Source organism: Janthinobacterium sp. 61, from assembly GCF_002846335.1.
GTDB lineage: Bacteria > Pseudomonadota > Gammaproteobacteria > Burkholderiales > Burkholderiaceae_D > Janthinobacterium.
Genome location: NZ_PJMQ01000001.1, coordinates 3,283,734 through 3,297,596, shown reverse-complemented (window position 1 = coordinate 3,297,596; position 13,863 = coordinate 3,283,734). Strand labels below are relative to the sequence as shown.

The window sequence follows — 13,863 nt, the reverse complement described above, 5'->3', positions numbered from 1 at the left end:
GTCACTCAGTACACTGGAGACAACACCATGGCAAACATCGCTTGCAGGCAGCTGCACAAGACTTATGATGAGAAAACGGCCGTGCTGCAGCCGTTCGACCTGGAGATAGCCGACGGCGAATTCATCGTCCTGCTGGGGCCATCTGGCTGCGGCAAGTCGACCCTGCTGCGCATGATCGCCGGACTGGAAGACATCAGCGGCGGCGAGCTGCACATCGGCGGCACCATCGTCAACGATTTGCCGCCTCGTGCGCGCAACGTGGCGATGGTATTCCAGAACTACGCCTTGTATCCGCACATGACGGTGTACGAGAACATCGCCTTCGGCCTGCGCCGCCTGAAGGTGCCGAACGACGAGATCGAGCGCCGCGTGCGCGAGGTGGCGGCCATTCTCAGCCTGGACAGCCTGCTCGAGCGCAAGCCGCGCGCCATGTCGGGTGGCCAGCAGCAACGCACGGCGATTGCGCGCGCCATGATCAAAACGCCGCAGGTCTTTCTGTTCGATGAACCGCTGTCTAACCTGGACGCCAAGCTGCGCGCGCAGCTGCGCGCCGACATCAAACGCCTGCACCGACGCCTGCGCACCACCACCCTGTACGTCACGCACGACCAGCTCGAGGCCATGACCCTGGCCGACAGGGTGGTGCTGATGAAGGGCGGGCATATCGAGCAGATCGGCACGCCGGCGGAACTGTACAACCATCCGCGGACCCTGTTTGCGGCAGGCTTCATCGGCACGCCAGCCATGAACTTCATCGATGGCGTCGTCGAAAAAGACGGCGGGCAAACGGTGCTGGTGTGCGCCGGCTACCGCTGGCCATTGATTTCGTCACGCTTCGCGGCTTTGTCGACAGGCACGCGCGTGGTCTTCGGCCTGCGCCCGAACCACTTGCGTGCGGCGCTGCCGCAAGAGCAGGCAGGCACGCATGGCCTGTCGTGCGTGATTGACCTGGTCGAGCTGCTGGGCGCCGAAGCGCTGATCAGCTTTCAGTGCGGCGCCTTGAGCCTGTCGGCGCTGCTGCCGGCGAATGCGGCCAACAGCGCGGCGCAGGTAGGGCAGACCCTGGCGCTGGCCTTCGATGAAGAGCACGTGCATCTGTTCGATGCCGACAGCGGGCTGGCAGTTGCGCTCAGTGCTCAACTAAGTGGTTAGAATAGCTGGCACCGAGACTGTGCAAGGGAACTGCCGTGACGCCTGACCTGGAACTGATCCACAAACCGATCCACGAATCGTTTCGCGCATGGGCGCACGGCTTTCCGCATACCGTGGCGAAATGGCATTTTCATCCTGAATACGAACTGCACTTCATCATCACGTCGAACGGCAAATTTTTTATCGGCGACCATATCGGCAGTTACGGGGCGGGCAATCTGATCTTGACAGGTCCGAACCTGCCGCACAACTGGGTCAGCGAACTTCCGGAAGGCGTGGTCTTGCCCGAGCGCGACCTGGTGCTGCAGTTTTCCGGCGACTTCATCGAACGTTGCGCGCTGCTGTTCCCGGAAATGGCGCCCCTGAAAACCCTGCTGGGAGAGGCTGGCAGGGGCTTGCAATTTCCCGATGCGCTTGGCCTGCGCCTGGTGCCGCTGATGAAGGAATTGACGACGGCGCAGGGCTTGCGCCGGGTCGAACTGTTTACGCGCCTGTTCGGCGAGCTGTGTGACTGCCGCGAGCGGCGGCCCCTGGCCAGCGTCACTTACCTGGCGCAGGCGGGCCGCTATATGTCATCGACCATCAACCTGGTGCTGGCCTATATCAAGCAGAACATCACGCTCGATTTTTGCGAGCAGGATGTGGCCGACGTGGCGGAGATGAACACGCTCAAGTTCACGCGTTTCTTCCGCAAGCATACGGGCACCTCGTTCATTCAATACGTGAATCAGGAGCGCATCGCGCTGGCCTGCGAGCTGCTGATGAACACGGACATGAAGGTCACCGATATCTGCTACCGCACGGGATTCAACAACCTTTCCAATTTCAACCGTCAGTTCTTGGCCCACAAGCAGATGTCGCCGTCGAAATTCCGCTCCTGCCTGCTGATGAACATGCCCGAGCCGTCCGGCGACGGCCATTCTTAACTTTCTCTTGGAATCAAATGACTTATCTCGGTATCGATATCGGCACTTCCGAAGTCAAGGCCATCCTCACCGATGACGCCCAAGCCATCCTTGCCAGCGCCGGCGTGACCCTGCGCGTGTCGAGTCCCCATCCCGGCTGGTCGGAGCAAAATCCCGAAGACTGGTGGCACGCCACCCTGGACGTCATCGCCGCCATCCGCGCCGCGCAGCCGGTGGCGTTTTCCGGCTTGCGCGGCATTGCCCTGTCGGGCCAGATGCATGGCGCCACCCTGCTCGACAAGCAGCAGCACGTGCTGCGCGCGGCCATCCTGTGGAACGATACGCGTGCCTTTGCCGAATGCGTGGAACTCGAGGCGCTGGTGCCCGAGTCGCGCGCCATTACGGGCAATCAGGCCATGCCGGGTTTCACGGCGCCCAAGCTGCTGTGGCTGCAAAAATACGAGCCGTCGCTGTTCCGTGCCACGGCCAAGGTCTTGCTGCCCAAGGATTACGTGGCGCTGCGCCTGACGGGCGAGTATGTGTCCGACATGTCCGACGCTTCCGGCACACTGTGGCTGGACGTGGCCAAACGCGACTGGTCCGAACGCATGCTGGCCGCCACGGGCCTGACGCGCGAGCATATGCCGCGCCTGGTCGAGGGTAGCGCCGCCGCGGCGCAGGTGCGCCCGGCCCTGTGCCAGGAATGGGGCATCGCGCACACGGTAGTGCTGGCCGGCGGCGCGGGCGATAACGCGGCGGCCGCCGTGGGCCTGGGCGTGGTGGAGCCGGGCGCCGGACTGCTGTCGCTGGGGACCTCGGGCGTGCTGTTCGCCGGCAGCGATGGCTTTGCGCCCAATCCGGGCCAGGGCGTGCACGCGTTCTGCCATTGCCTGCCTGAGCGCTGGCACCAGATGAGCGTGATCCTCAGCGCCGCATCCAGCCTGAGCTGGGTGGCGCGGCTGACGCAGTCGTCCGACATCGGTGAACTGGCGACCCTTGCCGAAGGCGTCGAGGCGCGCATGGCCCCCATCTTCCTGCCGTATTTGAGCGGCGAACGCACGCCGCACAACGACGCCACGGCGCGCGGCGTGTTCTTCGGTTTGTCGACGGAGCACGGGCGCGCGGAACTGGCCTACAGCGTGATGGAGGGCGTGGCCTTTGCCATGGCTGACGGCAATGCGGCCCTGCGCAGCGCCGGCACGCGCCTGGAAGAAGCGTCGTTCGTGGGCGGCGGTTCGCGCAGCCGCTTCTGGGCCCAGCTGTGCGCGAATGCCTCGGGCTTGAACGTGCTGCGCCACGACCATGGCGTGGCCGGCGGCACCCTGGGCGCGGCGCGCCTGGCGCAGATGGCAGTGACGGGCTTGCCGCCTGCGCAGGTGTGCACGCGTCCGCCCGTGCAGGAAACGATCGCGCCGCAAGCCTCCGCCTTGCTGGACGATAGGCTGGCGCGCTACCGGCGGTTATACCCGCTGCTGCGCGAGGAATTCGCGGGAGCGGCCGTGGCGCGCTAGCGTAATCGGCAAGATTGCCGGCCCGGCCATGCTGCGCGTCCTGCAATATGGCCAGACAGTCAACCTTCTCGTGTAATTTGTTGTTTCTATGCTGAAAGTGTTTCTCTAGCGAAAGCGCCGCTTGGTTTTTCACGGGGCACGCTGCATGATTTCCCCATTTGGTGAGAATTGGATAGTTTTTGGCGGCGCCGTTGTTGCCATCCTGTTCTTGTCGTTTGGAGAAACACATGCAACTTGCGAATTTGAAAATCTCCGTCCGCCTGGGTCTGTTGGGCGCCTTCTTCTTTCTTGCGCTGGTGTTCGTTGGCGTGCGCGGCTGGAGCGCGCTCGACGCGGCCAGCGCGCGCAGTGCGGATGCCATGCAGCGCTCCGTGGCCCTGACGGAAGCGGTCGACGCGGCGCGCAGCGCGCAGGTGGAATTCAAGATCCAGGTGCAGGAATGGAAAAACATCCTGTTGCGCGGCGGCGATGCGGCCGCCTTCCAGCGCTACCGCGAAGCGTTTGTGGCCAGCGGCGCGCAGACGCGCAAGGAACTGGCCGGCCTGCAGGCGATGATGGCCGCGTTGCATCTCGATACGGCGCCCGTGGCGCAAGCCATGCAGGCGCACGACGCGCTGGGCGTGAGCTACCTGGCGGCGCTGCAGCAGTATGACGGCGCGCGCGCCGACAGCGCCCACACGGTCGATGCGCTGGTCAAGGGCATGGACCGCGAACCGACGCGCCAGATCGACGCCATCGTCGCCACGATCGGCAAGCAGTCGCACAGCCTGATGGCGCAGATGAAGGAGCAGGATACGGCCGCGCACCGCAGCGCCAGCATCGCCATGCTGGCAACCGTGCTGGTGACCCTGGTCGTGGGGTCTATCACCGTGTGGTGGCTGATCCGCAGCATCACGGTGCCGCTGGGTGCGGCCGTGGGCATCGCCCAGCAAGTGGCGGCTGGCGACTTGCGCGCCGTCGTGGCCGACAGCAGCCGTGATGAAATCGGTGACCTGCTGCGTGCCTTGAAGGCAATGAGCGGCAACCTGGCCGATATCGTGGGACGGGTACGGGCCGGTACGGACGCCATCGCCACGGCGTCGAGCGAAATTGCCAGCGGCAACATGGACCTGTCTTCGCGCACGGAGGAACAGGCCAGTTCGCTGGAAGAAACGGCCGCTTCGATGATCGAGCTGACCTCCACCGTGCGGCAGAATAACGACAACGCGGACCAGGCGCGCCAGCTTGCCGGCGGCGCGTCCGACGTGGCGCAGCGGGGTGGCGAGGCCGTGGCGCAAGTGGTGCAGACCATGAGCCATATCAATGCCTCGTCGAAGCGCATCGTCGACATCATCGCCGTCATCGACGGCATCGCTTTCCAGACGAATATCCTGGCCTTGAATGCGGCAGTGGAAGCAGCGCGCGCGGGCGAGCAGGGACGCGGCTTCGCCGTCGTTGCCACCGAAGTGCGCAGCCTGGCGCACAGGTCGGCCGCGGCGGCCATGGAAATCAAGCAGCTGATCGGCGAATCCGTGCGCACGGTGGAAGAGGGCAGCGTGCTTGCCGGCCAGGCGGGGCGCACGATGGATGACGTGGTCAGTAGCGTGCAGCGCGTGAACGCCATCATCGGCGAGATCGCCGTGGCCAGCGTGGAGCAGCGCGATGGCATCGAGCAGATCAGCATCGCCATCAGCCAGATGGATGGCGTGACGCAGCAGAACGCGGCTCTGGTGGAGCAGGCTGCCGCCGCTGCGGACGCGCTGCAGCAGCAGGCAGCCAGCCTGGCTGACGCTGTCAGCATCTTCAAACTGCATGCTGTTCCCGGCGTCGCTGCGCCGGCCCGGAGGCTTTCGCTGAGCTGACGCTGGCCCGTCCCGCAGCGCTTGATGCCAGTCAAGCGGTGCCCGATCAGGCAAAAAATTCGGCGAAATTCTTATACTATTTCCTTTCCGCATGGATCTGCGCCCGGCCGCATGGCGCGCGTTGCAAAGGAAAACCATGTTCCTCACTTTCCGTCTGCCGGGTGACGCATGACGGCGCTGCTGCTGGCGCTGTGCCTGGCCCTTGCCGTGGTGCTCAGCGTGCTGCTGGCCTGCCAGTGGCATGCGGCGCGCGCCTGGCGCATGCACCAGGCGAATGGCGTAGTGCTGCAGGCGGCGCAGGCGCAGCCCATGGCAGATGCGCTGGCGCTGCTGCACGCGCTGCCGGCGGCTGTCATCGGCACCGACCACGACGGCGTGGTGCAGTACCTGAATCCCCGCGCCAGCGCCATCGGTGGGCTGCTGGGCGGCGATGGCCTGGGCCAGCCCGTGACGGAGCTGCTGCCGCTGTTCCAGGACGGCACGCCCATCGATGCGGCGCGCCAGGTGCGCGAGTGCGTGGCGCAGCAGGAAGTGCTGGAAGTGGCGCGCGGCGCGGTGCTGCTGCGCCATCTCGATGGCAAGCGCATTGACGTGCAGTACAGTTGCGCGCCGCTGGCGCAGCGGGGTGCCGTGCTGCTGCTGCACGATGTATCGGCCCGCCGGCGCGCCGAGCAGCAACTGGAATTCATCGCCCACCACGACGGCCTGACGGGTTTGCCGAACCGCCTGCATTTCCAGATCCGCTTTGAGCACGGCATCGCCTACGCGCGCCGCCACCAGGGCTTGCTGGCCGTGCTGTTCATCGACATCGACCGCTTCAAATCCATCAACGATAGTCTGGGGCACGACGTGGGCGACCAGGTGCTGACGGAGTTCGCGCGTCGGGTGCAGCAGTGCGTGCGCAAGGTCGATACGGTGGCGCGCCAGGGCGGCGATGAATTCATCATCCTGCTGACGGAACTGCGCACGGCGCACGATGCCGAGCGGGTGGCCGAAAAAATCGTCGCCGCCATCGCCGCGCCCTTCGTCATCAGCGAATACAGTCTGTCGGTGGCGGCCAGCGTGGGCGTGGCCCTCTACCCGGACGATGACGACGACGTCAATGCACTGATCGAAAAGGCCGACCTGGCCATGTACGCGGCCAAGCGCCATGCGCCGGGTACTTGTTTGCGTTACGCCGTGCGCATGCAGACGCAGTCGTATTCGCGCACCATCCTCGAGACGGCCCTGCGCCATGCGCTCGAACGCAAGGAATTCGCCCTGTTCTACCAGCCGCGCATGGACCTGAAGACGCGCAGGATCACGGGAGTGAAGGCGTTGCTGCGCTGGAAGCACCCGGAACTTGGACTGATGATGCCGCTCGATTTTTTGCCGGTGCTGGAAGAAAGCGCCTTGATCCTGCCGGTGGGGGCCTGGGTGATGGCCACGGCGGTGGAACAGGCACGCAGCTGGATGGCGCAGGGGCAAGTGTTAACGGTGTCCGTCAGCCTGTCGGCGCGCCAGTTTTACCAGCGCGATATTGCGCGCAATTTCGCCGCCGCGCTGGCGGCGGCCGGCGTGCCGGGACACTGCATCGAGCTGGAAATCGCCGCCGGCATCCTGATCGACCGCAACCAGAACTGCGAACTGATATTGCGCCAGTTCCGCCAGCTGGGCATGTCGGTTTCCATCAGCGACTTTGGCACGGGCGACGCGTCGCTCAACTACCTGAAACGCTTTCCCACGGATGCCGTGAAGATCGAAAAGTGCTTCGTCGACGACCTGGGCAAGCCGGGCGACGACAGTGCCATGGTGCGCGCCATCGTCGCGATGGCACGCACGCTCGGACTGCGCACCATCGCCAGCGGCGTGGAAAGCGGCGCGCAGCTGGAACTGCTCGCCGAGATGGGCTGCGACGAGGCGTTTGGCTATTTTCTCGGCCGCGCCATGGCGCCCGAGGGCATCGAGGCGCTGCTCAAAAGTAGTGAAGTCATTCAGAACTGATAGCGCAGCGACAGCACGGCGTTGCGCGGATCGCCGTAGTATCCGCCCATGCCCGTCGAGTAGTACTTCTTGTCGAAGACGTTGTTGACGTTCAGGGTCGCCAGCAGCTGCTTGCTGACCTGATACTGCGCCATCAGTCCCGCCACGGCATACGCCTTCTGCGTGAAGCGTTCGCCGTTCGGCCCGCGGTCATCCATGTAGATATTGCTCTGCCAGTTCACGCCGCCGCCCAGCACCAGGCCCGGCACGCCTTGCGCCAGGCGCCAGGTGCTCCACAGCTTGGCCATGGCTTGCGGCTGGTTGGTCTGGATGCGCGCGCCGGCAGCATTGCGGATGCGGCTGTAGGCATAGCTGGCCGTCAGTTGCCAGTCGGGGCGCAGCTGGCCCGAGACTTCCGCTTCGAAGCCGCGCGTGGTGGCGCCCTTGACCGTGTGATAGGCGTAGGAACCGCCGCCCGTGCCGATGATCCAGACATTGCCCGGATCGGCTTCGGCCAGGTTTTCCTGTTTCAGCTGGAAGAGGGCGGCACTGGTGGTGAGCTTGCCGCCGAAGAATTCGCCCTTGGCGCCCACTTCGTAGTTCTTGCCTTCGAGCGGCGCCAGGAAGCGGCTGTTGACGTCGCGCTGGCTTTGCGGCGTGAAGATGCTGGTGTAGCTGGCGTAGGCCGACCAGTGCTGGCCCAGGTCGTAGACGAGGCCTGCATACGGCGTGATCTTGCCGTTTTCGCGCATCGCATCGTACAGGTCCGTGTCATTGAAATAGTCGCTGCGGATGTCGCGCTTCCAGTACGACAGGCGCGCGCCGAGGATCACCGACAGCGCATCCGTCGGGCGCAGGCGCAGGGTCGAATACAGGCCGCTTTCCCGTTCCTTGTCGTACGAACTGCCCAGACGCGTGCCGCTGTAGTCGGGCACCGGCATATCGCCATTCCAGGCGTGGATATCTGGCACCGTGTAGTCATAGCCATCGAGGCGCCAGCCCGGATAGATGGGGCTGTTCGTCTTGAGTTCCGAGGCGCTCACGCCCAGCACCAGTTCATGCTGGCGGCCGAAGGCCTGGAACGGGCCGCTGACATAGGCGTCGAGCGAGGTCTGTTGCGGCTTGCTGTGCCAGTTGGCCAGCCACAGCCGCATGCCGCCGCCCGTCACGCGGTCCGGGTAGCCATTGCCGGAAAAGCCCTGCAAGGCATCGTACTGGTTGCTGCTGCGGCTGACTGCGACCTTGGCGATCCAGTCGTTGTCGAAATAGTGGTCGAGCGTGGCGAACAGCATGCTCTGTTCGCGCTCGTACGTGCTCCACGCGGCCGTGCCGTTCATCGAGCGGGGGAAGCGCGTCTGCGAGCCATCGGCATAGAACATGGGGAAGTCGCGGCCCGCGCCCTTGAGCTTTTCCTGTTGATAGTTGATGCCGGCGCTGAGCACTGTCGATGGCGTCAGGTCCGCTTCGACGATGGCGTACAGCACGTCCTTCTTCTGCTGGTAGCGGTCGATGAACGAGCGCTGGTCTTCATGCGCGGCGACGACGCGCGCGCGCACCTTGCCGTCCGACGTCAATGGTGTCGAGACATCGCCTTCGACGCGGTAGCGGTCCCACGAACCGAGCTGCGCGCCGGCCGTGGCGGCAAAGCTGCGGCCCGGGCGCTTGCGCACCAGGTTGACGGCCGCCGACGGGCTGCCCGTGCCGCTGATCAGGCCCGTCGCGCCGCGGATGATTTCGACCCTGTCGTAGATGGCCATGTCGTAGGTGCGTGCTTCCAGGTTCTTGCTGGTCGGGATGCCGTCGAACATGTACGACGTCACTTCAAATCCCCGTGAAAACACCTGGTCGTATTCGCGCGTGCTCGACGAATGGTCGACCGTGATGCCGGGCGCCTGGACCAGTACATCCTGCAACGTGCGCAAACCCTGGTCGTCGATCTGCTGGCGCGTGATGACGCTGACCGCCTGCGGCGTTTCGCGCAGCGACAGGTTCAAACGCGTGGCGCTGGTCAGGCCTGCGTAGCCGCGCTTGCCTTCCGTGGTGCCGTCGCGCAGGGCGCTGGAGCTGACGGCTACTTCGTCCAGCGTGGCGGCGATCGGCGCGCCGTGCGATGCAGCGCCCGCCTTGCGCAGCACGTAACTGCGCTCTCCGCTGGGCAGCGCCTCCAGTCCTGTGCCGGTTAGCAGGCGGGCCAGTGCCTGCGGCACCGTGTAGCTGCCGTTCAGGCCTGGCGTGCGCATGCCTTGCAGCAGTTCGGCCGCCGCGCCCACGCTCACTTTTGCTTCGATGGCAAAGCTGGCGATGGCGGCGGACAGCTCGCCCGGCGGCACGCTGAAACTGATTTGCGTGCTGGCTGGGGCGGTGGCGGAAGCTGCCGCCAGGGCCGGCGCCTGCGCCAGCGACAGCAAGATCACGGCGCTGCCGATGGTGCGCGCGAGGGGAGTCAAACGGGGTGGGTGCATGGTCTGGCCTTTCCGGTGGAGTGTCGTTGAAGATATCGTTGCAATACCCTCAGGACAGGCCATGCCGAAAAAAAGGGCCATCTTTTATAAACTATTTTTTGCGGGCCACGAGAGTGACCCAGTATTGGGTGCGGTACAGCACGTCGACGGGCAGCATGCGCGCCAGGCTGTCCAGCACGGCGTCCGTGTCGTCGAGCTGGAAGGCGCCCGTCAGGCGCAAGCCAGCCACCTGCGGTTCCACGCGCAGCAGGCCGGGGCGGTAGCGTGACAGCTCAAAGGCGAAGGCATCGAGGCGCATGTCCTGCGCCGCCAGCATGCCACGCGCCCATGCATCGGCTTGCGGCGGCGCCGGCGCGGGCAGGCTGGCGTGGCTGGCGTCGAAGCGGCTTTGCTGTCCCGCCATGAGCGTGCGCACGGTGGCCGAGGGCGCGCGCGGCGTGATTTCCACCGCGTGTTCGAGCACCGTCACGCGGCTGCTGTCGTCGTCGACGCGCACGGTAAAGCGCGTGCCCAGCGCGCGGATGCGGCCATGGCAGGTGGCGACGATGAAGGGGCGGCTGCCCGCGTGGTCGGGGCGCGTCTGTATCAGTACTTCGCCGTGGCGCAGCGTCAGCCGGCGTTCGTCGGCGCCATACGCCAGGTCGACGGCGCTTTCCGTGTTGAGCACAAGGGTGCCGCCATCGGGCAAGGACACCTCGCGCCGTTCGCCCACGCTGCTGCGGTAGTCGGCCAGCAGTTCATGGCGCGCCAGCAGCCAGGTGGCGGGTGCCGCCATCAGCGCCAGCAGTATCTGCATGGCCGCGCGTCGCTGCGGCCGGCGCAATACGGGCACGGCCAACTCCGGCGGCAGCCGGCCGGCCGTCTGGCTCACTTGCTGTACCTTACTCCAGGCGCGCGCATGTTCCGGGTCGAGTGCGCGCCATTGCGCCGACGCCGTCAGGTCATCCGATGTGGCCTGGCCCGATTGCTCCAATAAATACCATTCGACGGCCTGGCGCGCCACCTTGCGCGACAGAGGAGGATAAAGCGGAGCAGCGGCGCTCATGCCGGCAAGTCCGGCACCAGCAGCACGCATTCGGTCAGCGCCTCGGCCATGTAACGCTTCACGGAGCGTTCGCCGATGCCCAGCTGCGCGGCGATGTCCGCATACGCATGGCCTTCGATCTGCGCCAGGATGAAGACGGCGCGCACCTTCGGTTTCAAGCCATCGAGCATGGCGTCGACCGCTTGCAGCGCCTGCAGGATTTCCGCGCGCCGCTCGGCGGAGGGCTGGTACTGCTCTGGCTGCGCGGCCAGCGCATCGGCCCAGGCGCGTTCCAGCGACTGGCGCCGTAAATGATTGATCAGCAAATGCTTGGCAACTGTCGCCAGATAGGCCTTCGGCGTGCGCAGGGCCGGCGTTTGCGGCTGCCCCGTGGGGCCGGCCAGCAGGCGTGTAAAGGTATCCTGCATCAGGTCAGCCGCCTCGGCAGCATTACCCAGGCGCCGCTGCAGCCAGTGCGCCAGCCAGCCGTGGTGTGCTCGGTAATGGCTTTCAAGTTGCGTGGGAAGCATGGGGGAGGGCGCGAACGGACTGCCTGGCATGGTGGAGAAGGCCTTAATGCAAATAAGAATTATTCTCATTTTAGCGCGGTGAGCGTGCTGGCGCAATGCGCTGTTGCTGTGCCGCCACGCGCTTGCCGCCACGCCGTGGCGGCACAGGACTATCTCTACAGAATGGCCATCGCGCTGGCGGCCAGCATGGCCGCCACGCCGATCATGCGCGCCAGACGCATGGCCTGGTGAGGCGCGTAGGGCAGCAGCCAGATCAGCAGCAAGCCGCAGCCCGTCAGGCTGCCGACCCAGTAGACGAGGCCATAGCCTCCGCCGGCGATATGCATGGCCCAGGCCAGTCCGGCCGCCAGCGCCAGCCAGCCCGTCCACTGCAGGCGGCGGCGCAGCGGCGCGGGCGGTTCGGCGCCACGCCCGTGCAGGTCAGCGTAGTGGCGGTCCATGGCCAGGCACAGCGAAGACAGGCCTGCATAGCACAATGCAAAGACAAGGAAATTGGCTAACAGCTCCATCACGCGGCCTCCATCGTTGGCGCCGGCTTGGCGACGGGTGCGGGTTTGGGCGCCTTCACTGGCAGCGGTTTCAATTTGAACGCCGCATACGCCAGGCCCAGGCCCAGCACCAGCACCACCAGGTCGAAGGCGGCCACCGCTACCGGGCCGCGGCCCAGGAACAGTGTCACGCCCAGGTGCGACCCGGTGGTGAAGACGTTCAGCACGGGCAGGGCCGCCAGCAGGAAGGCGCCAGCGGCCAGCTGCATGCGCCACATGGCGCGCGACGGGCGCAGCTGGGCGATGATGGCGGCCAGGGCCCAGGCGCCGAAGAAGCAGGCGATTTCTTCCTTCGGCCGGTCTTCCATCGTCACCGGCAGCAGGCGGTTGGCCCAGAAGTAGGCGCCGAAGGCGATCGGGATGCCGGCGATGGCGCCGATGTTGAGCGCTTCGACCAGGCGCAGGCCGACGCTGGCGCGCTTGCCGGCGGCCAGCGCCTTGGCTTGCTTCTGGCGCGTCTTGACGGCCCACAGCAAGGCGCCCGTGGCGACCATGGCGCAGCCGGCCAGGCCGGACAGGAAGAACAGGGCGCGCAGCAGCGGTCCGCCGAAATGCGCGATGTGCAAGCCGACCATGACGCCGTGCGTGGCGGCCGCGCCAGGCTGCGCGGCGCCATCGGTGGACAGCAGCTTGCCGGAAACGCCATCGAATTCCATCGACGGCTGCTTCGACGACATATCGCGTCCGCCGGCGCGTGTCAGCGAAATGGTGGCGTTGGCGTCGCCCGGGTGGTTGACGGAGATGCGTTCGACCTTGCCGCCCCACTGCTGTTCCGCCTGGCGCACGAGGGGTGCCAGTGGCGTCAGGGGCGCGGCCACGCCGGCCGGCTTGCTGTCGCCCGAGCGGCCGGGAAACGCTTCGGCAAAGAAGGCGTCCTGGTCGCCCTTGTAGGCGGCCGTGGCGCCGGACGGCATGTACAGGAACATTAGGGTGACCAGACCCGTGTAGGTGATCATGATGTGGTAGGGCAGGGCCAGCACGGCTGTCACGTTGTGCGCGTCGAGCCACGAGCGCTGGCCTTTTTTCGGCCGGAAGGTAAACAGGTCCTTGAAGATGCGCTTGTGCGTGACGATGCCGCTGATGATGGAGACGAACATGAACATGGCGCAGAAACCCACGATCCAGCGGCCCCAGATGGCCGACATGTAGTGCAGGTCGAAATGCAGGCGGTAGAGGAATTCGCCGCCCCGCGTGTCGCGTGGCTTCGACAGCACCTCGCCCGTGGCCGGGTCGGCTTTTTCGCTATGAAAATTGCCGCGCCGCCCGCGTTTCTTTTCACCGGGTTGCGACGGTTTGCTCCAGCCCAGCTGCGTGGCGGGGCTGCGCTCGCCGGGCAGGCTGATGAACCAGCGCGTGGCGCCCGTGGCCCGCTCCTGCATGGCTTTTTGCGCGACAGTGGCCGCTTCCTCGGTGCTCACACGGCTGGTGGCGGCGCCATGCAGCTCGGGCTGCATCCACAGTGTGATTTCATTGCGGTAGTAGCTGGCCGTGCCGGCGCAAAACACCAGCAGCAAGATCCAGCAGACGAGCAGGCCGGACCAGGTGTGCAGCCATGCCATCGACTGGCGGAAACCTTCTTTCATGCGAGACTCCAGGATAGTGCATCCATCCACTGCAGGATGGCGGCGATGACGGCGGCGGGGATCGCCAGGCCCAGCCAGGCGCGCAGGGCGCTGCGCGTGGCGAAGACCCACATCACGGCGCAGGTGTAGATGGCAAACGACAGCAGGGTGGCTGTCATGACGGCTTCGGAACGGGCCATGGGCAGGCTCACCGACAGCAGCATGGTGACCAGTGCTGCCAGCACGTAGCCGCCAACGATGGCCGCCACGCTGCGCGTAGCCACGTCGAGGCGGTATACGGCGCCGGCGGAGAGCCGCAGACGCGGCATTTTTCCAGTGATTTCAGTATTGGCAGGCGCTTGCATG

Annotated in this window: 11 protein-coding genes; 5 read left to right on the top strand and 6 right to left on the bottom strand. The window is 65.6% G+C overall.

Going from position 1 to position 13,863, the window contains the following annotated elements:
* Positions 1 to 27 precede the first annotated feature (27 nt).
* The 5 genes from CLU92_RS15095 (at position 28) to CLU92_RS15075 (ending at position 7,392) form a co-directional block, all read left to right on the top strand.
* Complete coding sequence (locus CLU92_RS15095) at positions 28 to 1,152, top strand: ABC transporter ATP-binding protein (protein WP_101482541.1); 1,125 nt, start codon at positions 28 to 30, stop codon at positions 1,150 to 1,152.
* Between the two features lie 35 nt (positions 1,153 to 1,187).
* Entirely contained in the window at positions 1,188 to 2,078 is an 891-nt protein-coding gene (locus CLU92_RS15090) for an AraC family transcriptional regulator (RefSeq protein ID WP_101482540.1), read from the top strand.
* 17 nt (positions 2,079 to 2,095) lie between these two features.
* Positions 2,096 to 3,568 carry a xylulokinase gene (gene xylB / locus CLU92_RS15085; RefSeq protein WP_101482539.1) on the top strand — a complete coding sequence of 491 codons (1,473 nt, stop codon included), beginning with the start codon at positions 2,096 to 2,098 and terminating at the stop codon, positions 3,566 to 3,568.
* Between the two features lie 227 nt (positions 3,569 to 3,795).
* Positions 3,796 to 5,409: a methyl-accepting chemotaxis protein gene (locus CLU92_RS15080; RefSeq protein WP_101482538.1), complete on the top strand. Its 1,614-nt coding sequence runs from the start codon at positions 3,796 to 3,798 to the stop codon at positions 5,407 to 5,409.
* Positions 5,410 to 5,577: 168 nt separating this feature from the next.
* On the top strand, positions 5,578 to 7,392 hold the full coding sequence (locus CLU92_RS15075) for a bifunctional diguanylate cyclase/phosphodiesterase (protein WP_101482537.1): 1,815 nt from the start codon (positions 5,578 to 5,580) through the stop codon (positions 7,390 to 7,392).
* Here CLU92_RS15075 and CLU92_RS15070 read toward each other — a convergent pair.
* From CLU92_RS15070 to CLU92_RS15045, 6 genes are all read right to left on the bottom strand, one after another.
* Positions 7,383 to 9,833, bottom strand: coding sequence for a TonB-dependent receptor (locus CLU92_RS15070; RefSeq protein ID WP_101482536.1), 2,451 nt, complete (start codon positions 9,831 to 9,833; stop codon positions 7,383 to 7,385). The two genes, CLU92_RS15075 and CLU92_RS15070, sit on opposite strands and share 10 nt — an antisense overlap.
* Positions 9,834 to 9,924: 91 nt before the next feature.
* Positions 9,925 to 10,878, bottom strand: a complete 954-nt coding sequence (locus tag CLU92_RS15065; RefSeq protein ID WP_243857959.1) for a FecR domain-containing protein — start codon at positions 10,876 to 10,878, stop codon at positions 9,925 to 9,927.
* A complete protein-coding gene (locus CLU92_RS15060) occupies positions 10,875 to 11,417 on the bottom strand; it encodes a sigma-70 family RNA polymerase sigma factor (protein ID WP_101482534.1) in 543 nt (180 codons plus the stop codon). The genes CLU92_RS15065 and CLU92_RS15060 overlap by 4 nt, the downstream gene beginning before the upstream one ends.
* 125 nt (positions 11,418 to 11,542) lie before the next feature.
* Complete coding sequence (locus tag CLU92_RS15055) at positions 11,543 to 11,896, bottom strand: DUF3325 domain-containing protein (RefSeq protein ID WP_101482533.1); 354 nt, start codon at positions 11,894 to 11,896, stop codon at positions 11,543 to 11,545.
* Complete coding sequence (locus tag CLU92_RS15050; protein ID WP_101482532.1) at positions 11,896 to 13,518, bottom strand: PepSY-associated TM helix domain-containing protein; 1,623 nt, start codon at positions 13,516 to 13,518, stop codon at positions 11,896 to 11,898. Before CLU92_RS15050 ends, CLU92_RS15055 begins: the two co-directional genes overlap by 1 nt.
* Positions 13,515 to 13,862, bottom strand: coding sequence for a DUF3649 domain-containing protein (locus tag CLU92_RS15045; protein ID WP_101482531.1), 348 nt, complete (start codon positions 13,860 to 13,862; stop codon positions 13,515 to 13,517). The genes CLU92_RS15050 and CLU92_RS15045 overlap by 4 nt, the downstream gene beginning before the upstream one ends.
* Between the last annotated feature and the right edge of the window lies 1 nt (position 13,863).